Raw genomic sequence first — 19,140 nt, forward strand, 5'->3', positions numbered from 1 at the left:
GCAGGCTCGGATGGCCTGGGCGAGCTGGGCGATGGGTCCCTGCGTCGGGTCAGGGCGTCGCGAGCGGGGTGTGGGTGCGGATGGCCTGAAGGACGGAGGTGATGGCCTGGACGGAGGCGGCCGCGCCGGCGGGGTCCTCGACCATCCCCTGATGGCTGGCGTTGACGTATCGGTGGATGACATCGCTGGACAAGGCCGCGAGCCGGATCTGCGCTGCTGTCCAGCCGCCGGTGTTGTGTGCCGTCTCGGTGCTGGTCAACACGGCGAGGGGACGGTCGCCGAGGGTGGTGAGCTGCTGGGCAGCCTCGAACACCTCGGGCAGCACCGACACCTCGTCGCGGCTGTTCCGGCCGGCTCGCGGGGACGCGTTCATGTCGTCGACGGGGCGTGCTTCGTCAGCGGGCAGGTGGGACCCGGCGAGCAAGGAGCCGAGACCCAGCCGGGCCAGGGTGGGCAGGACGCCGTAGGCGCGACGCAACATGGCGTAGTCGCGGGGGTAGCTGGGGATGGCGGTGAACTGGTGCGGGCTGGTGCCGTCGAGCAGCACCATCCCGGCCACGTCGTCGGCGTACTGGTCGGCGTAGGTCATGGCGTACGGGCCGCCGATCGAGTGCCCGACGACGACGTAGGGACCGGTCTCACCGGCGGCGTCGAGCAGGGCGTGGACGTCCTCGGCCGCTGCGACTCCGTCCTGCGGTTCGCGGAGGTCGTCGCTCCAGCCCTGGCCGGCGCGGTCGTAGGCGCAGACGCGCGTCGTGAGGGCTGCACCGTCGACGATCCGGGCCCACGAGCGGGAGAACTCCCCGAGACCGTTGAAGAGCACGACCGTGGGACTGCCCTGGCCGCGGCAGTCGAGGTGGAGGTCGTGACCGTGCACCGACCACGTCGTGCCCGGGACAGGGTTGGCGTCGACGAACGGTTCGGTGCTGACCTGCCGCGCACCGGCACCCACGGCGGCGGCGGCGAACGCCAGCAGCGTCGCGGTCACGAGCCAGCGGCCGGCGCCGGCCACGTGGCGGCGCATCCGGACGTACGTCCATCCGGCGAGCGCGAGCGCGAGTGGCGGCCAGATCCAGGTGAGCACGCCGAGGGTCTGGTCTGACGGCGCGGTGGCGATGAGAGCGAGGCCCGTGGACGCCATGGCGACGGCCGGAACGGCAGCCCACCGCTGCGGCCGGGGCGTCCTGCGCGACAGCGCGTGCAGCGCTGCCCACCCGACGCCGAACCCGAGCAGGGCCGCGCCGGTGGTGACACCTTCGGTGGCGCCCGGGAAGACCAGCATCGTCAGGACAGCGGTCGCAGCCATTCCGATGGCCAGGGCGACGACGACGACTGCGGTCGTGGAGCGTGCGTTCGGCGACGTGTCGGGGGTGCTCATCAGCTTCTCGCTCTCAGCGGGGGACGGGGTACTGCTGAGAGTGGTCGGGAGGCGGCACTCATCGCCCCGGCCAGATGGCCGGGATGCCCTCACTGCGCGCGGAGAGCGGGGTCAGCTGAGGTCGAGCTGAGCCAGTTCGCCTCGGGAGGTGACACCTGCCTTGGTGAAGACGTTGCGCAGGTGGAAGGCGACGGTCCGGGGGGAGATCCAGCACTGCGCCGCGACGTCCTTGTTGGACATCCCGGAGCTGACGAGCTGGGCGATCTTGCGCTCCGTCGGCGTGAGCTGCAGCTGCGTGGACGGGTCGCGCTTGCGGGCGGTCTCGCCGGAGGCGCGGAGCTCCTGCTCGGCACGCGACGACCACGCGCTGGCGCGCACGTCAGCGAAGGTGTCGAGCGCGTGCCGCAGATGCTGCCGCGCATCGACGCGGCGCTGTTGGCGGCGGAGCCACTCCCCGTAGGTCAGCTCGATGCGCGCCACGTCGAGGGGACGTTCGCTTCTCACGCCTTCGGCGAGCGCAAGGCGGAAGCTTTCCTCGACGTCACCGTCCTCGGTCAGCGCGCGACCGAAGGCGACGACAGACCGCGCCCACGGGCGCGCAGCCTGGGCCGCGAACGCCTCGAGCTCTGCGGTCCACGCCCGTGCCTGCGCGGCGTCCCCGGCGCGGACTGCCGCTTCGAGCCGTTGGGTTGCGACCATCCGGGCGAGGAAGCCGAGCCGTATCCGGGTGAAGTGGTGGAGTGCGCCCGCGGTGTCTCCCTGTCCGGTGGCTCGCACGGCCGCAGCCCAGCGGGTCAGGTCGTGCACCGGGTCGGCGGTGATGCCGAGCGGGTGTGCCGCGACCAGGGTGTCCAGCCGGCCGGCGAGGTGGTCGTAGTCGTCGCTGCCCTGGTGGGCGGCCAGCAACGTCAGCCAGGCGACCGGCAGGGCTGTCATGGCGGGCTGGCCGATGCTCTCGCCGAGGGCGAGCGCCTCTTCGGCGCTGACGCGCACCGCGAGGTGGTCGCCGGTGGCGACGTGGACGAAGCAGAGGCGTTGCAGGCAGTAGATGACTGCGGTGACCGCTCCGCTCTCACGGGCCCGTGACAGGGCGTGCGAGTAGAACCGCCGCTGGCCTCGATCGTTCCCGACCTGCAGGGCGGCGTTTCCGAGGTTCCAGAGCACGTCCCGGTCGTCGACGTCCGCACCGAGGTCGAAGGCGAGGTCCAGCGCGTCGACGGCCGCGCCCCAGCGTCCCTCGGCGAACTCGGTCATCGACGTCAGCATCGCTCGCAAGCACCGTGTCCGCACCGAGTCGTCGCCCGCGGTCGCGGCGAGCAGGTGCTCGGCTCTCAGCGGCGTGCCACTGTCGGCCCCGAAGGTGCGCATGACGGCCGCGAGGACCCCCATCTGCAACGCCCGGGCGGGATCGACGTCGCACACGGCGTGCGCGGCTTCGACGAAGATCCGGTGCCCTTCGGGCGCGGAGCCGATGTTGACCTCGATGTGCCCGCGCAGGCTCGCGATGTCGCACAGCACGACCGGGTCGTCCGTCACCTGCCGTGCGGTGGTGAGCAGTGTGCGGGCCCGTTCCGCCTGACCGCACGCCCAGGCGCTTCGAGCGGCCGCAACCGTCAGCGGTGCCCGGCGGGCCGGGTCGGTCGACAGACCTGCGGCGCGCTCGTACGCCGCCAGCGCGGCGACGTATCCGCCGCGTCTCTGGGACCGCGCACCGACGTCGGCCAGGGCGTTGACGAGGTCGTCGTGGTCGTCGTCGTGGTCGTCGTTCACGGCAAAGGCGCGGTGCCAGACGGCACGGTCGGCCTCCCCGGAGCTGCTCAGTGAGTCGGCCAGGGCACGGTGGGCCCGGCGCCGGTCGTCGTCGGCTGCGGTCTGGTAGATGGCCGAGCGGACGAGGGGGTGCCGCACCGCGACCGTGTGGTCGGTCTGCACGAGCAGTCCGGAGTCCACGGCGGCGCGTAGCGCGTGGTCGTCGAGGCCGAGCCGGTGGGCGGCGTCCCGGACGACGTCGACCTGGCCCGAGTCGTCGGCAGCTGCCAGGAGGACGAGCTGCTGGACAGGGTCGGGGAGCCGGCGGCTCCGGTCGAGGAACGCCTGCTCGACTCGGTCCGTGAGGTGCAGCTTGGCGGGCAGCGACGCCGCGCCGGCGAGCTGAGCCGTGTCGAGCTCGCGCGGGAGCTCGAGGAGCGCCAGCGGGTTGCCGCGGCTCTCCTGCACCAGGCGCGTGACAACGCCCTCTGCCGCCGACTCGCCGAGCTGTCCGGCGAGAAGGGCCCGGCTCGCGTCATCGTCGAGCCCACCCAGCGTGACCTCGCGAACCCCTGGTGCGTCGAACCGGGCGGCAGCGTCCTCCCGGGCCGCAAACGCCATCGCCACCCGGTCCGCGCCCAGGCGTCGTGCACAGAACAGCAGGGCGCCGGCCGAGGCCGGGTCGAGCCAGTGGGCGTCGTCGACGACGCACAACACGGGCCCCTCCTCGCCGGCTGACGTGAGCAGCGACAGCGTCGCCACGCCGACCAGGAACGGCTCCACCGACGGGCCGTCCTCCTCCCCGAACGCCACCCGGAGCGCCCGCGCCTGCGGCGGGGGAAGCTGGTCGCGCAACCTCGTGAGGGGAAGCAGAAGTCGATGCAAGGCCGCGAAGGGCAGCGGCGCTTCGACCTCCAGCCCTTGGGTGCGGAGAAGGGTGACGTCCGCAGCCTCGGCGGCGACGACGTCGAGGAGCGCGGACTTCCCGACCCCTGGGTCGCCGCGGACCACCAGGGTTCCGGCCGTGCCGTTGCGTGCGTCGTCGACGAGCGCTCCCAGGAGTGCCCGCTCGGGCTCCCGGCCGACCAGCACGGCACGAAGGTACAACCGCTCCGCCCCGTCCGCAGATGTGGACCGGACCAATCCCGGCGGTTTTGCCGGGGCGATGTGGAGGCGGTCCAAGGACGCTCGTCGTAACGCTTCGGAGGCACTGGGCCCCGGAACGTCCCACAACCAGGAGACCTACTCATGCACGAGTACCCCACCTCGAGCACTCCACCCACCACAGAGCCCAGCCCGCGGCCATCCAAGGGCAGCGACGCAGGCGCTGTGCGTCGCCGGCACATCGGTTTGCTGGTCTTCGACGGGGTCGAGGAGCTCGACGCCATCGGCCCGTGGGAGGTGCTGTCCAGCTGGACGCGCGAGCACCCCGAAGACGGCTGGGACGTCTTCTGCATGTCCGTCCACGGCGGGCCGGTCGTCGGCGCGAAGGCACTCGTGCCCGGAGCCCACCACTCGACGGAGACCGCCCCGCAGCTCGACGTGCTCATCCACCCCGGAGGCCCCGGCACCCGCCCGATGCTCGACGACCCCGAACACCTGGAATGGGTACGCAACGCCCGCCGCGACGTCCCCCTGCTGGCATCGGTGTGCACCGGCAGCCTCGTCTACGCCGCCGCGGGCCTCCTCACCGGCAGGCGAGCGACCACCCACTGGGCCTCTCTCAACCACCTCGCCGAGCTCGACCCCACCGTCATCACCGACGTCCGCTCCCGCTTCGTCGACGACGGCGACCTCATCACCAGCGCCGGCGTCAGCGCCGGCATCGACATGGCACTCCACCTCGTCGCCCGCCTCGCCGGCCCCGACCGCGCACGAGAGGTCAGACGCGACATCCAGTACGACCCCATGCCCCCGATCTGAACCAGACCACGACACACCTGCACGCAGACAAGGACGACGACATGAGAACCAAGCCCCCCACCGACACCCCCACCGTCCGGGCCAACGCGATGCGGGCGATCACCCAGTATCGCTACGGCACCTCCGACGTCCTGCGTGCCGCCCACGTGCCGCGGCCGGTCGTCGGCGACGGCCAGGTCCTCGTCCGCGTCCGCGCCGCCGGACTCGACCGCGGCACCGAACATCTCCTCACCGGCAAGCCGTACGCCGTGCGCCTCGCCGTGGGACTGCGCCGACCCAGGAACCCCGTGCCGGGCAGGGACGTGGCCGGCGTCGTCGCCGAAGTCGGCACCGGTGTGGGCGGCTTCGCCCCCGGCGACGAGGTCTACGGAGTCGCACCCGGCTCGTTCGCCGAGTACGCCGTGACGACTCCCGACAAGCTCTCCCGCAAACCAGCCGACCTGTCCTTCGCCCAGGCCGCCGTCGTGCCCATCTCAGCCGGCACCGCCCTCCAGGCACTCACCGACACCGGTCGGCTCCAGGCCGGCCAGTCCGTCCTCGTCACAGGCGCCTCAGGCGGCGTCGGCAGCTACGCGGTCCAGATCGCCCGCGCGCTCGGAGCCGACGTCACCGGCGTGTGCAGCGCCGCCAAGGCCGACTACGTCCGCGCCATCGGCGCCCACCGTGTCCTGAGCTACGACCGCGACGACTGGACCGACGGCACCCGCCGCTGGGACCTCGTCATCGACATCGCCGGCAACCCCACCGTGCGTCAGCTCCGGCGTGCCCTCACCCCGCGGGGCACCGCCGTGTTCGTCGGCGGCGAGAACGCCGGCGCCATCCTCGGAATGGCCCGCCAGATCCGCGGGGCCCTCCTGTCCCCGTTCATCGGGCAACGGCTGGTTCCACTTCTCGCCCGCGAGCACGCGGACCACTACAAGCGGCTCGCCAGCCTCATCGAAGCGGGCCAGGTGGACCCAGCACTCGACCGCACCTACCCGCTCGAGCAGGCCGCAGACGCGATGAGGCAGCTCGAGCACGGTGCTATTCGCGGAAAGGTCGCCATCGTCGTCTGAGAAACCCGCTCGACATCGCCTTGATCTGCACGCGCCGTGGGCGTGACGGGAGGGACTAGGCCCGGCCTCCGTCGACCCGCTTGCTGTGGTCGTCCCGCCACACGACGATGGCCGCCACCACGGTTGCCGACGAGACCACCACGCAGAAGCGATCTGCAGGGCTTCTTGAATTGCGCCCATCGCGTCAGTTTACCTGCGCCCTCACGACCCGGCAGGCGTGCAAGTCAGCCGCGGGGGAGCAGACGCGGGTGGACCTTCAGCGGCTGGTCGAGTCGGATCTCGAGGTACTCGTTGACGTCCGGCACGTCGGGACCGCGGCCGCCCGTTGCGGGGAAGTTGTTGTCGTTCATGACCGCGATGGTCCGGGCGTCGATGATCTCGACGTCCTCGATGGTGAAGAAGGGGAAGGTGAAGGTCTCGCCGAGGCCTCCGAGGCGGTCGGGGTTGCGCACGTCCATCAGGTCGACGAGCAGCGTCTTCTCGACGTACCCGTCGCGGTCGGCGTCCGAGAGGTCCACGAGGTAGATCCTCTTGAACACGGCGGTCGCACCCTGGAGGTTGTCCCGCTCGATCACCAGCGCCTGACGGCTGTTGATCATGATGAAGTCGCCGAGGGCGTGTGCCGGGGACTCCATCCGGTAGCGGAGGAAGTCCTCCTCGAACGCGCCGTCGACCACCGTGTAGATCCGCAGGTCGGCAACCAGGACGGCGGCCTGGTCCTCTGCGGTGGCGCCTTCGAGCATCGGGTGCAGCACGCGGCCGTTCGGGGCGATCGCCATGCCTTCGTAGCCCTTGCTGTTGGCCAGGTTCGGCGTCGCGCTCCCCAGCGTCGGGTTCGAGGGCGACATGACGCCGGGTGTGGGGATCGGCGCTTCGAGCAGCTCGCCGCGAGCCTTGGTGTGGAGCAGGTAGGGCCCGAACTCCTCGCCGAACCAGAAGGTGCCGTCCCTGGCGACCTGCATCGACTCCGGGTCGAAGTCCCACCCGGTCAGGACGCGGTCGGGCTCCGGGCACGTGTAGCCGGCGGGAAGGGTCGCGGTCGCACCGCACCCGCCGTCGCGCCAGGTCGTCCACGGGATGTGTCGCTCGGGGTCGCTCAGCCGGAACGCGAGGCCGTCGTAGGCCGTCGCGCCGGTCTCGACGTCCGGGCGGACGCGGTGCACGGCGAGCTCGAAGTCGGCGCTGTTGGCCTTGGCGCCGAACCCGTTGTCGCTCATCACGAGGAAGCTGCCGTCGGCCAGCGCGTGGGTCGCCGAGAAGCCCTGCACCGGCTGGCCCGGGTAGGGGGCCGGGACGGCGGTGTTGCCCGCCGTCCAGTGGCCGCTCGGTGCGCTTCCCGGGACATAGGTCTGCGTCGGCAGCGCTGACCAGCCGACCAGCGTGGCGCGGGCCGGGTCGGGTTCGGTGTGCGGTTTCGCCTGGACGGCGGCGCCGAAGGCGTGCGGGGTGAGGGAGGCAGCGGTGAGGGTGGCAGCGGTGAGGGTGGCAGCGGCGAGGATCCCGAGCTTGGTCATGGCCGGCATTCCAGCCGACGGCGGTGTCGGCCGCATGAACGGCGGACGTCAGTCGGGCCAGCAAACGGATGACCGGCGTGCTCGGCCGCCGTCCACACCGACCACGACGTCCTCCGGGCGGACGCCCGGTCGGTCCCGGGGCCGCGCTGATCCGCCCCTGCCGCTCGCGAGCCGGCACCGCCATACTGACGGCGTGCGAGCAGCGGTCCGGACCCGCTACGGCGGCCCGGAGGTCGTCGCCCTCCAGGACGTCGCCGCGCCGGTCGCCGGTCCGGGGGAGCTGCTGGTGCGGGTGCACGCCACGACCGTCAACCGCACCGACTGCGCCTACCGCTCCGGCCTCCCGTGGGTCAACCGGCTCGCCTGCGGGTGGCCACGGCCGCGCGTCCACGTCCTGGGTTCCGAGTACGCCGGCGTCGTGGCGGCGACCGGCACGGGGGTGACGTCCTACGACGTGGGGGACCGGGTGTTCGGCTTCGTCGACGGCCGGCCCGGCGCCCACGCCGAGCTCGTCGCGGTGCCCGTCGGCGGCCTCGTCGCCCGCGTACCGCGCGGTTGGGACCTCGCGGACGCCGCCCCGGGCATGGAGGCCGCGCACTACGCGCACGCCTGCCTCCGGGTGACCGGCGTCGGCGCGGGCGACCGAGCCCTGGTGCACGGTGCCACGGGGGGCATCGGCACCGCCCTGGTGCAGCTGCTGCACGCCGCGGGCGTCGAAGTGACGGCTGTCTGCGACCGGCTGCCACCCGGACGCCCCGATCTGCTCACCCGGCTCGGCGCCGGGCACGTCGTCGTGCAGGAAGGCGTCGATGTCCCGGACGACGCCGGCGCGGGCTTCGACGTCGTCGTCGACGCGACCGGACACCTGTCGTTCGGCGCCGCGAGCCGGCTCCTGCGACCGGGAGGGACGTACGTCTCCTCCGAGCTCGGACGCGGAGGGCAGAACGTGCTCCTGTCCGCCGTCGGCCCGCTCGCCCGGCTCGGTGGCCGTCGGCACGTGCGCTTCCCCTTCCCGCGAGCCGATTCCACGCTCGCCACCCACCTGCGCCGGCTGATGGAGCGCGGCGACTACCGACCGGTGGTCGACCGGACGTACTCCTTCGACGACCTGCGCGAGGCATATGCGTACGTCGACAGCGGCCGCAAGGTCGGCAACGTCGTCGTCCGGATGACCGACGTCGCCGACGACGCGGGCGGGTCCTAGGGTCCTGCCGTGCGGGCTAGCAGCCGTCGTCGATCCAGTCCTGGAGTGCTCCGTCGAACGGCCAGTCGCCGGTGGTGTACCGCGCGGCCATGACGGAGATCCCGGACCAGGCGCCCCTGACGACGTCCTTCGGGTACGCCATCGTGCGGGCATGGTCATGGAACTCGGCCTCGTCGCGCAGGGCGACGTCTCCGCTGGTGATGTCGAAGTCCAGGTCGAGGTCGACCCACCGGATCTCGTCCGCGCCTGGCGTCTCGAAGGGTGCCGACGCGTGCACCTTGAAGGTGGTGAGCGACCCTCCCGCGTCGGGGTAGCCGCACAGGACCCACCACGCGCCGGTGACCGAGAGCCACAGCTCGTCGCCCTCGACCACCTCGACGGTGCCGGAGCGGGGCTTGGACCGGCTGCTTCCGGCGCGGACGACCCAGGCCACCTGGCCGTCCGCGACGGCCAACCGGGACGCGGTGTCGACGGCCGACACCGTGCCGTCCCACTTGCGCTTGACCACCCGCACGGTGGCCGGGGGTGCCGCGTCGGTCACCAGCACAGGATCCCGCGCCACGTCGGGGGAGGCAATGGTCGGAACGCGTCAGTGGTGAGCCGGGCCGTAGCTCTCGATACCGGGATTTCGGTCTAGACAGAACCGCCGGCCGGCTCGTCCGGGAGCAGGATGGAAGGTTGATGGGCAACCCGGCCCACCCGTCCAGATCGGGGAACGACCATGCAAGGAAAGGGACGACGACTCGGGGCGCTCTGTGGTTGTGTGCTGACTCTCGTGCTGGTGCATCCCGCGGCGAGCCAGGCCGCGACGCGCATCTCGGGGAGTGCCGACTACGACACGACGAAGTGCCCCGGCCCTCCGCCCGCGTACGCGGACTTCGACACCTATCCCGGGCTCGCGCTCGAGGGCAGCCTCGACGGGTGCCTCTACACCAAGGTCACCGGGACCCACGAGACCCCGTCGGGCGTCTACCTCGAGACCGGCCAGGAGGTCTTCGTCGGCCGGCTCGACGGCGGACCGATGGGCACCTTCACGACCGGCTACCGGTTCGAGTCCAAATGGGACGCGGCGACCGGCGTCGAGGTGCACGGACGCTGCCAGCACCCGATCATCGCCGGCAGCGGCACGGGTGGGTTCGCCGGAGCGACGGGCCGCCTCGACTTCAAGGACTTCCCGGGTGAGCCGGTTCCGTACGTCTACCGCGGGTCCGTGGGATGAGCATGGCCACCTGGAACGCCATGACGCCCGAGGCCAAGGACACGATCCTCCGCGTCGTGCGCCAGGAAGCCGAGCAGTTCTTCGACCTGGTCGACAGCGACGAGGTCTGGGAGGCGCCCACGGGCGCCGGGCACTGGCAGGTCCGCGACCTGGTCGGGCACCTCGTCGACACGACCGAGGCCTACTTCGTCGCCTTCGACGCGGCGCGCAACGGCACCGAGGTCGACGCCCCCTTCGGCCTGCCCGGGATGGGACAGCGGTGCGACGAGATGGCGCTCGCCCTCCGGTCCGTGCCCCGTCCCGAGCTGGTCGCTCGGGCGCGGGCGGACTTCGACCAGATGATGAGCACCTTCGAGGGACTCACCGACGAGGACTGGACCGACCTCCAGGTGCCCCACTTCTACATGGGCCCGTTGCCGGCGTTCTTCTATCCCGCCTTCCAGCTGATGGACTACGGCGTGCACTCCTGGGACGCCCGACAGGGCACCGGCCGGGCACACGGCCTGTCCGGCGAAGCGGCAGACCTGCTGACTCCCTTCATGTTCGTGCTGTGGCAGTACACCAGCAACGCCCTGTCCTCCGAGGGGCCGTACGAGGTCGGGATCCGGATCACGTCGGGGCCGAACGCCGGGGACACCCGCATCTCGCTCACCGAGGACGGCTTCTCATACGCGCCGGGCGAGGTCAGCGACGTCACCGTGCTCGAGTTCGACCCCGGGAGCTTCGTGCTCACCGCCTTCGGTCGCAGCAACTCCGGCACGATCCGCGGCGATCGCGCGGTCGCCACCCGCTTCTTGAACACCTTCTTCAGGATCTGAGCCCCATGACCGACATCGACCTGGCCGCCATCGACGCCGAGCGCGAGCGCATCCGCGAGACGTATCTCCGGCCCGAGGCGACCCGCAGCCCGTCGAGCGCCCGCGGTCTCCACCACTTCGCCGTGGTGGCTCGCGACGTCGAGGAGACCGTCACCTTCTACCAGGACGTGCTGGAGTTCCCGCTCACGGAGATCTTCGAGAACCGTGACTACCGGGGCTCGAACCACTTCTTCTTCGACATCGGCCACGGCAACCTGCTGGCGTTCTTCGACTTCCCCGGTCTCGACGTCGGTCCGTACGCCGAGGTGCTCGGAGGGCTGCACCACATCGCCATCTCGATCGAGCCCGCGACGTGGGAGCGGCTGAAGGGCAACCTCGACGAGGCCGGTGTCGAGTACCTCGAGGAGAGCGGGACGTCGATCTACTTCCGCGATCCCAACGGCGCGAGGCTCGAGCTCATCGCGGATCCACTGGGCGAGATGTACGGCACCAAGGTGCTGTAGGTCCTGCTGCCCCGGCAGCGAACACCGCCAGGCAGATGATCCAGCCGCTGGTCATCGCGATCTGGAAGCGCTGCGCGATGCCGGTCTGCCAGGTCGGTGGGTCCGCGGCGCCGAAGTAGGCGAACACGATCGTCCCGATCACCCCGCCGACCCAGAAGGTGATCAAGGCGGCCCGGTGCATCCATCGGGGCCCTGGGTGACGACAGGCGAGGGCGACGGCCATCGCGCCGACGAAGATCGCGGCCTGGGAGACGTTGCTCAGCCCGTCATGGACCCAGCGCTGGAGGTCGTCGCGGGTGCTCGTGCACACCTCGGGGCCGGCGCAGGGGAGCGGGACGATGCCGGCGGCCGCTCCCGCGACGGCGAAGATCGCAGTGGCCCAGATCGCCCAGCGCCGCCAGCTGCCCACCGGGAGTCCGGCCCACACACGGGGCAGCAGCAGGAGGACGAGCACACCGCACAGGACGTCGGTCGTGCGGAGCCACGTCGCAGTCTGCGCGCCGGGGACCTCGAGCTCGCTGACCACTGCGGACCAGTCGTGGTCGCTGGGGAGCACCGCGTCCAGCAGGAAGTTGGAGTAGAAGACCGCGGCCAGGATGCCGTCGGCGACGAGCACGGGCGCGCGCCAGTCCTTCACCCGAGGTGACCTAGTCCCGTTGTCCGGTGGCGTACTCGCGGGCGCGGTGGCTGGAGAGTGCCAGCAGCACGAGGATGCTGCTCCCCACGACGGGTAGGTGCGCCAGCGTCACGGCGTCGCGGTCACGTACGTGGGCCAGGAACGCGACCGTGGTGGAGCACACGCAGACGCTCATCAGCCACACCCTCGCCCAGTTCGTGCCTGAGAGCACGGCGATCGCGAGGACGAGATCAACGATTGCGGCCACAGCGAGGACCGCAGCCGCAGTCGGACCCAGCTGGAGACGTCCGTCGGAAGCGAGGGCGATGCCCCGGTCCGCTGCCGCGACGAGGTACTCCGTCGGGGCGAGGATCACGATGGCCGCGACGAGGTAGGTGACCGCCCGCAGCATGCTCACGCCAGCGCCGAAGACGGTCTGGGCCGGCCTCCGGTTGCGGCTGTCGGTCGACTGCGGGTGCAGCGACGGAGGAGCCTGGACGCCGGTGGCCACCACGATCGGCAGGTCACCGTCGGTCTGGATGAGGTCACCGCCTCCGTTGCGCGAGTGGTAGCCCGTGGAGAAGTTCGAGATGACCTCCACCTCCACGGTGGGGTTGCTCGCCGTCACCGACCGCAGGAGGAAGTCGCGCTCGACGTCGGTGTCCTCCGCGATCTTGTGGGTGATCTGCAGGGTGAACAGGGACAACCCGACCTTTCGGTCGAAGGTGGCTGCCGCGACCCAGTCGGCCGGCTGTCCGCCGGGGAGCATCCATCCTGTCGGACAGCGCCAGAACCGCACGTGGTGCCGTTGGGCCGGGCTGCCGGCCACCTCCTGCTGGTAGGCGAAGTCCTGCTGGCGGTCGAAGAGGACCAGCGGGCTCACCGGTGCTCGCGGGTAGCTCTGCCGTCGCAGCGTCGCGAGCACGATGCGCCGCGTCGAGGACACGGAGATGTCGTCGGCCCGGATCCATCCTGCGATGCGCAGCATCTGGTGCACCTGCTCCTCGCGGCCGAGCAGCGCCAGGTTGACGGGGTCTGCGAGGAGACCGTCACTGGTGCGGGCGCGGCCGATGAAGTACCCCGGCAGGTAGAGACGGGTCAGGATGCGGTGGACCCGCGGGAGCACGAGGTAGGAGAAGAACACCCAGAAGACGATGAGGAGCAGCCAGGGCCACCCCGGGCGGATCGCCGCGTCCAGCAGCAGGTACGCCAGCCAGATCGCGGAGAGGGCCGAGAACGTGAAGAAGAGGGCGTCCAAGCGGCCCGACCCCGAGGTCCGGCGCTCGACTCCTCGACCCTGCCGCATGGCCTCCAGTGTGCGTCGATCTCCGGGCCCGCTGCCCCCACCCATTCCGGGTGAGGTGAGGGGCGCGGGGCCACCTCTAGCGTCGACCGATGGTCCTTGGCCTGCTGGGCGCGGTCGGAGCGGCGCTGTGCTACGGCATCGGGTCGGTCCTGCAGGCCGTCGCTGCGCGGGGCACCGAGACGGCTGAGGGTCTCGACCCCCAGCTCCTGCTGCGGCTGGTCAAGAACTGGCGATACGTCGTGGGCGTGGGCCTCGACGGGCTCGGCTTCGTGCTCTCCGTCGCGGCCGTGCGCACGCTGCCGCTCTTCGTCGTGCAGTCGATCGTGGCCAGCTTCCTGGCCATCACGGCGGTCGTCGGCGCCGTCGTGCTGCACATGCCACTGCGACGGGCCGACAAGATCGGGCTTGCCGTGGTGATGGGGGGCCTCGTTCTCGTGGGCCTGTCCGCGGCCGAGGACAGGACGGTTGAGACCAGCAGGGCCGAGGAGTGGTGGGTCCTGGGGGTGACCGTCGCGATCGCGGTCCTCGCGGTGCCGATGGGCCGGCTGAGCGGCGCGGCAGGAGCCGCCGCGCTGGGTGCGATCGCGGGTCTCGGGTTCGGCGCCACCTCGGTGGCTGCGCGGATGCTCCCGGGGTCGCTCGCTCCCGATCGCATCGGCGGCCAGCTCGGCGAACTGCTGCGCAGCCCGGCGACGTACGCCCTCGTGATCGCCGGGGCGCTGGCCATGCTGGCGTACTCGACGGCCCTGCAACGCGGCACGGTGACACAGGCGACGGCCCCGCTCGTGGTGGGCGAGACGGTCGCACCCGCCCTCGTGGGGTTGCTGATGCTCGGCGACGAACCCCGACCCGGCTGGGGCGGGGCTGCCGTCGCGGGCTTCGTGCTGGCGGTCGGGGGAGCAGTCAGCCTCGCGCGGTACGGGGACGCCGCATGACAGACGTGATCGAGCGGCAGCCGGACCCGGCGGACCCCGACGCGGGGCCGGGGGCGACGTCGGACCGAGGAACACGTCCGACGCCACAGGATGACCGTTGGCCCGACTACTTCGCCCTGACCACGTTCGCCTTCGCCGCCTTCGTCCTCGTCGTGGCCCTGGTCCCCCCGTGGCGGCGCTACTTCAGCGACGCCGACGACGCGCTCTCGCTGTTGACCATCCCGATCGTGCCCAGCGTGGTCTACGCAGCCCTGCTGACGGTCCTCGCTGTCGGCCTGCGCCGCCGGCTCGCAGCCGCCTGGTGGCTCTTCCTGCTCTGGTGGCTGGTCCTGCCCGAGCTGGGCCGGGTCCTTGCCCTCGCCCGAGGCGACGACGTCGTGCTCAACCTCATCGGCCTGGTGATCTGCCTCGTCGTGCTGGTGCTGGCCTTCCGGGCGCGCCGCCAGTTCGTGGCCACCCAGGTGCCGGGAAGCCTGCGACGTGCCGTCGCCTTCTTCGTCCTGGGGGGCGCCGTCGTGCTGTTCGGTGGGGCCGGCCTGGTCCTCGCCTTCGGCAGCGCCTCGAGCTACGTGAAGGCGCTGGAGTACGTGTACGGCTTCATGCTCGCCGACGTCGGCCGGGTGGCCGAGCAGGGCGTTCCGGTCACGGCGCCGATCTGGGTACGGGCCGTGGTCGGACTGGGCGGCGCGACGGTGGTGGTCGTCTCCGCGAGCCTGCTGTTCCGACCCTCCCGTGACACACACTCGCTGACGGTGGCGGACGAGGCCTGCGTGCGCACGCTGTTGCGCGACTTCGGTGAGCGGGACTCGTTGGGCTACTTCGCGACCCGCCGCGACAAGGCGGTCGTGTGGGACACCGGTGATCCGGCGACCGCGCGGGCAGGGGTCTCCTACCGGGTGTTCGGCTCGGTCAGCCTGTCCAGTGGCAACCCGGTGGGCGACCCCGAGCACTGGGCGGCGGCGATCGAGCGGTGGCGGCAGGAAGCGCGGTCGAACGGGTGGTCGCTGGCCAACATGGGCGCCGGCGAGGAAGGAGCGACCGCCCTCGCAGAAGCCGGCCTGGTCGCCTATGAGATCGGCGACGAAGCCGTGGTGGACCTCAGCGAGTTCTCGCTCGGCGGGCCCGGCATGAAGGCCGTGCGGCAGTCGGTCGCGCGGGTGCAACGCCGTGGTTACACGACCCGGACGATGCGCCACTCCACTCTCACCGAGGAGGACTTCGCCGAGCTCATCGCAGCTGCCGGACAGTGGCGCGGTGACGGTGGCGACGAGCGGGGCTTCTCGATGGCGCTGGGTCGACTGGAGGACCCCCTCGACGGTGACTGCGTGATGGTGCAGGCCCACGACGAGGAGGGAAGGTTGCGTGGCTTCCTCAGCTTCGTCCCGTGGGGTCGCAACGGGCTGTCCCTCGACCTGATGCGACGTGATCCGACGGCGGGCAACGGGCTGGTGGAGCTGATGGTGGTTGCACTGGCCGGGAGTGCAGCCACCTTCGGTGTGGGTCGCGTCTCGCTCAACTTCGCCATGTTCCGTGAGGCGTTCGAGCGAGGTGCACAGATCGGGGCCGGTCCGGTGGCGCGGCTGTGGCGGCAGGGACTGCTGCTGGCCAGCCGGACGTGGCAGCTGGAGTCCCTCTACCGGTCGAACGCCAAGTACCTGCCGAGCTGGCAACCGCGCTTCATGTGCTTCGAGTACGCCTCCGACCTGCCGCGGGTCGGGACCGCGGCGGGCAACGCCGAGGGGTTCCTGTCCCGGCCCACGCTCGCCTCACTGCGTGGCAGGAAGCCGGGCGAGGCGCTCGAGACCGGGGGATCGCAGCACGCTGCCGCCGTGCTCGCCCTCGTGCCGCCGGCGCCGGACCCGGTGGCGCAGGCCCTGTCGACCGAAGGGCTCCCGGAGCAGGTGCGCGTACGTCGGGAGAAGCTGGACCGGATCAGGCGATCGGGGATCGACCCCTATCCGGTGACCTTCCCCCGCACCCACACCATGGCCGAGGTGATCGCGGAGTCCGCCGGCCTGCCGCCGGACACCTTCACCGGGCGGCGCGTCTCGATCGCCGGCCGCGTCATCCTCAAGCGTGACCACGGCAAGCTCGGCTTCGCTGAGCTGCGGGACGGGAGCGGCGACCTGCAGGTCATGGTCGACATCGCGGACGTGGGTGCCGCACAGGACGAGCTCTGGCGCCGCGACATCGATCTCGGTGACCACCTCGGCGTGACCGGTGAGGTGATCACCACGAGGAAGGGTGAGCTGTCGGTGCGCGCCGAGAGCCTCGCGCTGACCAGCAAGTCGCTCCGGCCGCTGCCCGACAAGCACCTCGGCCTCACTGACCCAGAGGCGCGGGTCCGCAACCGACATGTGGACCTGATCGTGCGCCCTGGGGCTCGCGACATCGCCTACAAGCGGGCGACGATCGTGCGCAGCGTGCGTGACTCCCTGCACGCGCGCGGCTTCACCGAGGTCGAGACCCCCATCCTGCAGCTGGTCCACGGGGGTGCGAACGCCCGGCCGTTCGAGACCCACATCAACGCCTACGACATGGACCTCTACCTCCGGATCGCCACCGAGCTGCACCTGAAGCGCCTCGTCGTCGGTGGGATGGAACGGGTCTTCGAGCTGGGGCGACAGTTCCGCAACGAAGGCGTCGACTTCAAGCACAACCCGGAGTTCACCTCGATGGAGGTCTACGCGACCTACGGCGACTACGACACCATGCGGGTCCTGACGCAGGAGATCATCCAGGAGGCGGCCGCGGCGATCTACGGATCGCCCATCGCGCGTCGTACGGACGAGAACGGCAAGACGGTCGAGCACGACTTCTCGGGAACCTGGCCGGTCAAGTCCGTGTGCGAGGCCGTGTCGGAGGCGCTCGGCGAGGAGATCACCGCTGACACACCACTGCCGCTCCTCCAGCGTCATGCCGCGGCCATCGGCCTGGACCTCGATGCGGACGCGTCCTGGGGCTTCGTGCTGGAGGAGGTCTACGCCGAGCTCTGTGAGGGCAGCACCACGACCCCGGTGTTCTACAAGGACTTCCCGAAGGAGAACGCTCCACTGACCCGACCGCACCGCGCGGACCCGCGGCTGGCCGAGAAGTGGGACCTGGTGATCTTCGGGGCCGAGCAGGGCACGGCGTACTCCGAGCTGGTCGACCCGCTCGACCAACGGGCGCGGCTCGTCGCCCAGTCGCTGCTGGCGGCAGCCGGCGATCCCGAGGCCATGCAGGTCGACGAGGACTTCCTCGGAGCACTCGAGTACGGCATGCCGCCGACCGGTGGGATGGGACTCGGCATCGACCGCCTCGTGATGAACCTGACCGGGCTGTCCATCAGGGACACGATCCTGTTCCCCCTCACCCGTCCGAACGACTGACCCGTCCAGCCGGCACACAGGAGCAACCCGGTGAGCACGCGCCAGGAGAACGTCGTACAGAAGGTCTCCGTCCTCACCCTCGGCGCCATGGTCGTCGGGTCCATGGTGGGCGGAGGCGTCTTCACGCTGCCGCGGCAGTTCGGTGCCGCCACTGGTGTCCTGGGTGCGGTCATCGCCTGGGTCATCGCCGGCACCGGCATGCTGATGCTCGCCCTCGTCTTCCAGTCGCTGGCCGTCCGGCGACCCGACCTGGACAACGGCATCTACGTCTACGCCCAGGCCGGGTTCGGGAACTACGCCGGCTTCAACTCCGCCTTCGGCTACTGGGCCAGCAACGTCGCCGGGAACGTGTTCTTCATGGTGTTCACGATGACCTCGCTCGGAGCGTTCTTCCCCGGCCTGGGCCAGGGAAACACCGTCCTCGCGGTGGTCGTGGCATCCGTGGGCGTCTGGCTCTTCCACATCCTCATCGCCCGCGGGATCCGGCAGGCGGCCGTGATCAACCGCATCGTCACCGTGGCCAAGCTGATTCCGATCGTGGTGTTCATCGTGGTCGTGCTGCTCGCCTTCGAGGCCCGCACCTTCACCGACAACTTCTGGGGGAGCGAGACCCACACGATCGGATCGTTGTTCGACCAGGTGAAGGACACGATGCTCGTCACCACCTTCGTCTTCCTGGGTGTCGAGGGAGCCAGTGTCTACTCGCGACTGGCGCGGCGACGCCGGGACGTGGGGCGCGCGACGGTGCTGGGGTTCCTGAGCGTGCTCGCGCTGTTCGCGTCGGTCACGCTGGTCTCGTACGGCGTGCTTCCGCGGTCCGACCTCGCCGCCGCCGAACCGCCGTCGATGGGCAGCGTGCTCGAGTCCGTGGTCGGCCCGTGGGGCTCGGACCTCGTGGACGTGGCGGTGATCATCTCCGTGCAGGGGGCCTACCTGGCCTGGACACTGGTCAACGCCGAGGTGCTCTACGCGCCCGCGACGACCGACGTCATGCCCAGGTTCCTCACCCGCAACAACAGGTTCGCCACCCCGATCGCGGCGCTGGTCAGCACCACCATCGCCGTCCAGGTGCTGCTCCTGCTGGTGCTCTTCGTCGATGATGCCCTGGACTTCATGCTCAAGCTGGACACGGCGCTCTCGTTGATCCCCTACCTGCTCGCGGCGGGCTATGCGCTGAAGCTCACCGTGACCCGCGAGACCTACCGCGACGACGAGGAGCGCGAGCGGCGCAGGCAGCGGAGCATCGCCGTCGTCGCGGTTCTCTACGCCGTGTTCCTGCTGTACTCGGCGGGCGCGGAGTACCTGTTGCTCGCCTGCATGATCTACGCGCCGGGCACGTTGCTGTACCTGGCCGCACGACGCGAGCAGGGACTGCGCGCATTCACTCCCGTGGAGGCGGTGGCGTGCGCGCTGCTCAGCGTGGCGGCGGTCGTCGGGATCGTCGTGATCTCCACCGGCACCCTGGCCATGTGAGGTCCGGTCTGGCCGACCCGTTCGGTCCCCACGACGGTGGCGTCCCCGCCCGCTGCACCTGGGAGGGTTTGTCCAT

The 19,140-nt window shown here is 71.0% G+C and carries 15 protein-coding genes; 9 read left to right on the forward strand and 6 right to left on the reverse strand.

Annotation, left to right across the window (positions count from 1 at the left end; translation table 11 throughout):
• Window positions 1–49: 49 nt before the first annotated feature.
• Together JOD65_RS08235 and JOD65_RS08240 are read right to left on the reverse strand one after the other, a co-directional pair.
• Window positions 50–1,378 carry an alpha/beta fold hydrolase gene (locus JOD65_RS08235; RefSeq protein ID WP_191196272.1) on the reverse strand — a complete coding sequence of 443 codons (1,329 nt, stop codon included), beginning with the start codon at window positions 1,376–1,378 and terminating at the stop codon, window positions 50–52.
• Window positions 1,379–1,489: 111 nt separating this feature from the next.
• On the reverse strand, window positions 1,490–4,219 hold the full coding sequence (locus JOD65_RS08240) for a helix-turn-helix transcriptional regulator (protein ID WP_191196273.1): 2,730 nt from the start codon (window positions 4,217–4,219) through the stop codon (window positions 1,490–1,492).
• Between the two features lie 237 nt (window positions 4,220–4,456).
• Between JOD65_RS08240 and JOD65_RS08245 the strand changes: the two genes are divergently transcribed.
• Window positions 4,457–5,050, forward strand: coding sequence for a DJ-1/PfpI family protein (locus JOD65_RS08245; protein WP_204811023.1), 594 nt, complete (start codon window positions 4,457–4,459; stop codon window positions 5,048–5,050).
• A gap of 41 nt (window positions 5,051–5,091) precedes the next feature.
• Window positions 5,092–6,105 (forward strand): NAD(P)-dependent alcohol dehydrogenase, encoded by a 1,014-nt coding sequence (locus JOD65_RS08250; RefSeq protein WP_224747941.1) that lies wholly within the window; start codon window positions 5,092–5,094, stop codon window positions 6,103–6,105.
• Window positions 6,106–6,329: 224 nt separating this feature from the next.
• Here JOD65_RS08250 and JOD65_RS08255 read toward each other — a convergent pair whose 3' ends face one another.
• On the reverse strand, window positions 6,330–7,619 hold the full coding sequence (locus JOD65_RS08255) for an esterase-like activity of phytase family protein (RefSeq protein WP_191196275.1): 1,290 nt from the start codon (window positions 7,617–7,619) through the stop codon (window positions 6,330–6,332).
• A gap of 193 nt (window positions 7,620–7,812) precedes the next feature.
• Between JOD65_RS08255 and JOD65_RS08260 the strand changes: the two genes are divergently transcribed.
• Window positions 7,813–8,823: a quinone oxidoreductase family protein gene (locus JOD65_RS08260; protein WP_204811025.1), complete on the forward strand. Its 1,011-nt coding sequence runs from the start codon at window positions 7,813–7,815 to the stop codon at window positions 8,821–8,823.
• Between the two features lie 16 nt (window positions 8,824–8,839).
• On the opposite strand, the gene JOD65_RS08265 is transcribed toward JOD65_RS08260, so the two are convergent.
• Window positions 8,840–9,364: a DUF402 domain-containing protein gene (locus tag JOD65_RS08265; RefSeq protein ID WP_191196276.1), complete on the reverse strand. Its 525-nt coding sequence runs from the start codon at window positions 9,362–9,364 to the stop codon at window positions 8,840–8,842.
• A 234-nt stretch (window positions 9,365–9,598) separates the two neighbouring features.
• On the opposite strand from JOD65_RS08265, the gene JOD65_RS08270 reads away from it, so the two are divergent.
• The 3 genes from JOD65_RS08270 to JOD65_RS08280 are packed head-to-tail and all read left to right on the forward strand — an operon-like array spanning window position 9,599 to window position 11,363.
• Complete coding sequence (locus JOD65_RS08270; protein ID WP_204811027.1) at window positions 9,599–10,042, forward strand: hypothetical protein; 444 nt, start codon at window positions 9,599–9,601, stop codon at window positions 10,040–10,042.
• 2 nt (window positions 10,043–10,044) lie between these two features.
• Window positions 10,045–10,860, forward strand: a complete 816-nt coding sequence (locus JOD65_RS08275) for a maleylpyruvate isomerase N-terminal domain-containing protein (RefSeq protein ID WP_204811029.1) — start codon at window positions 10,045–10,047, stop codon at window positions 10,858–10,860.
• A gap of 5 nt (window positions 10,861–10,865) precedes the next feature.
• Window positions 10,866–11,363 (forward strand): VOC family protein, encoded by a 498-nt coding sequence (locus JOD65_RS08280; RefSeq protein WP_191196278.1) that lies wholly within the window; start codon window positions 10,866–10,868, stop codon window positions 11,361–11,363.
• Here JOD65_RS08280 and JOD65_RS08285 read toward each other — a convergent pair.
• Both JOD65_RS08285 and JOD65_RS08290 read right to left on the reverse strand, forming a co-directional pair.
• Window positions 11,317–12,000 carry a DUF998 domain-containing protein gene (locus JOD65_RS08285; protein WP_191196279.1) on the reverse strand — a complete coding sequence of 228 codons (684 nt, stop codon included), beginning with the start codon at window positions 11,998–12,000 and terminating at the stop codon, window positions 11,317–11,319. The two genes, JOD65_RS08280 and JOD65_RS08285, sit on opposite strands and share 47 nt — an antisense overlap.
• Window positions 12,001–12,010: 10 nt before the next feature.
• Window positions 12,011–13,285, reverse strand: coding sequence for an LssY C-terminal domain-containing protein (locus JOD65_RS08290; RefSeq protein WP_191196280.1), 1,275 nt, complete (start codon window positions 13,283–13,285; stop codon window positions 12,011–12,013).
• 89 nt (window positions 13,286–13,374) lie between these two features.
• Between JOD65_RS08290 and JOD65_RS08295 the strand changes: the two genes are divergently transcribed.
• The 3 genes from JOD65_RS08295 to JOD65_RS08305 are packed head-to-tail and all read left to right on the forward strand — an operon-like array spanning window position 13,375 to window position 19,064.
• Entirely contained in the window at window positions 13,375–14,220 is an 846-nt protein-coding gene (locus tag JOD65_RS08295) for a DMT family protein (RefSeq protein WP_191196281.1), read from the forward strand.
• Complete coding sequence (lysX, locus tag JOD65_RS08300) at window positions 14,217–17,591, forward strand: bifunctional lysylphosphatidylglycerol synthetase/lysine--tRNA ligase LysX (protein WP_191196282.1); 3,375 nt, start codon at window positions 14,217–14,219, stop codon at window positions 17,589–17,591. Before JOD65_RS08295 ends, lysX begins: the two co-directional genes overlap by 4 nt.
• 30 nt (window positions 17,592–17,621) lie before the next feature.
• Window positions 17,622–19,064: a basic amino acid/polyamine antiporter gene (locus JOD65_RS08305; protein ID WP_191196283.1), complete on the forward strand. Its 1,443-nt coding sequence runs from the start codon at window positions 17,622–17,624 to the stop codon at window positions 19,062–19,064.
• Window positions 19,065–19,140: the final 76 nt, after the last annotated feature.

The organism is Nocardioides cavernae (genome assembly GCF_016907475.1).
GTDB lineage: Bacteria > Actinomycetota > Actinomycetes > Propionibacteriales > Nocardioidaceae > Nocardioides > Nocardioides cavernae.

Coding starts and splice junctions, on each gene's coding strand:
- JOD65_RS08250 (WP_224747941.1), top strand. CDS start 5,092: ATGAGAACCAAGCCCCCCACCGACACCCCCACCGTCCGGGCCAACGCG.
- JOD65_RS08295 (WP_191196281.1), top strand. CDS start 13,375: ATGGTCCTTGGCCTGCTGGGCGCGGTCGGAGCGGCGCTGTGCTACGGC.
- JOD65_RS08235 (WP_191196272.1), bottom strand. CDS start 1,378: ATGAGCACCCCCGACACGTCGCCGAACGCACGCTCCACGACCGCAGTC.
- JOD65_RS08255 (WP_191196275.1), bottom strand. CDS start 7,619: ATGACCAAGCTCGGGATCCTCGCCGCTGCCACCCTCACCGCTGCCACC.
- JOD65_RS08280 (WP_191196278.1), top strand. CDS start 10,866: ATGACCGACATCGACCTGGCCGCCATCGACGCCGAGCGCGAGCGCATC.
- JOD65_RS08290 (WP_191196280.1), bottom strand. CDS start 13,285: ATGCGGCAGGGTCGAGGAGTCGAGCGCCGGACCTCGGGGTCGGGCCGC.
- lysX (WP_191196282.1), top strand. CDS start 14,217: ATGACAGACGTGATCGAGCGGCAGCCGGACCCGGCGGACCCCGACGCG.
- JOD65_RS08275 (WP_204811029.1), top strand. CDS start 10,045: ATGGCCACCTGGAACGCCATGACGCCCGAGGCCAAGGACACGATCCTC.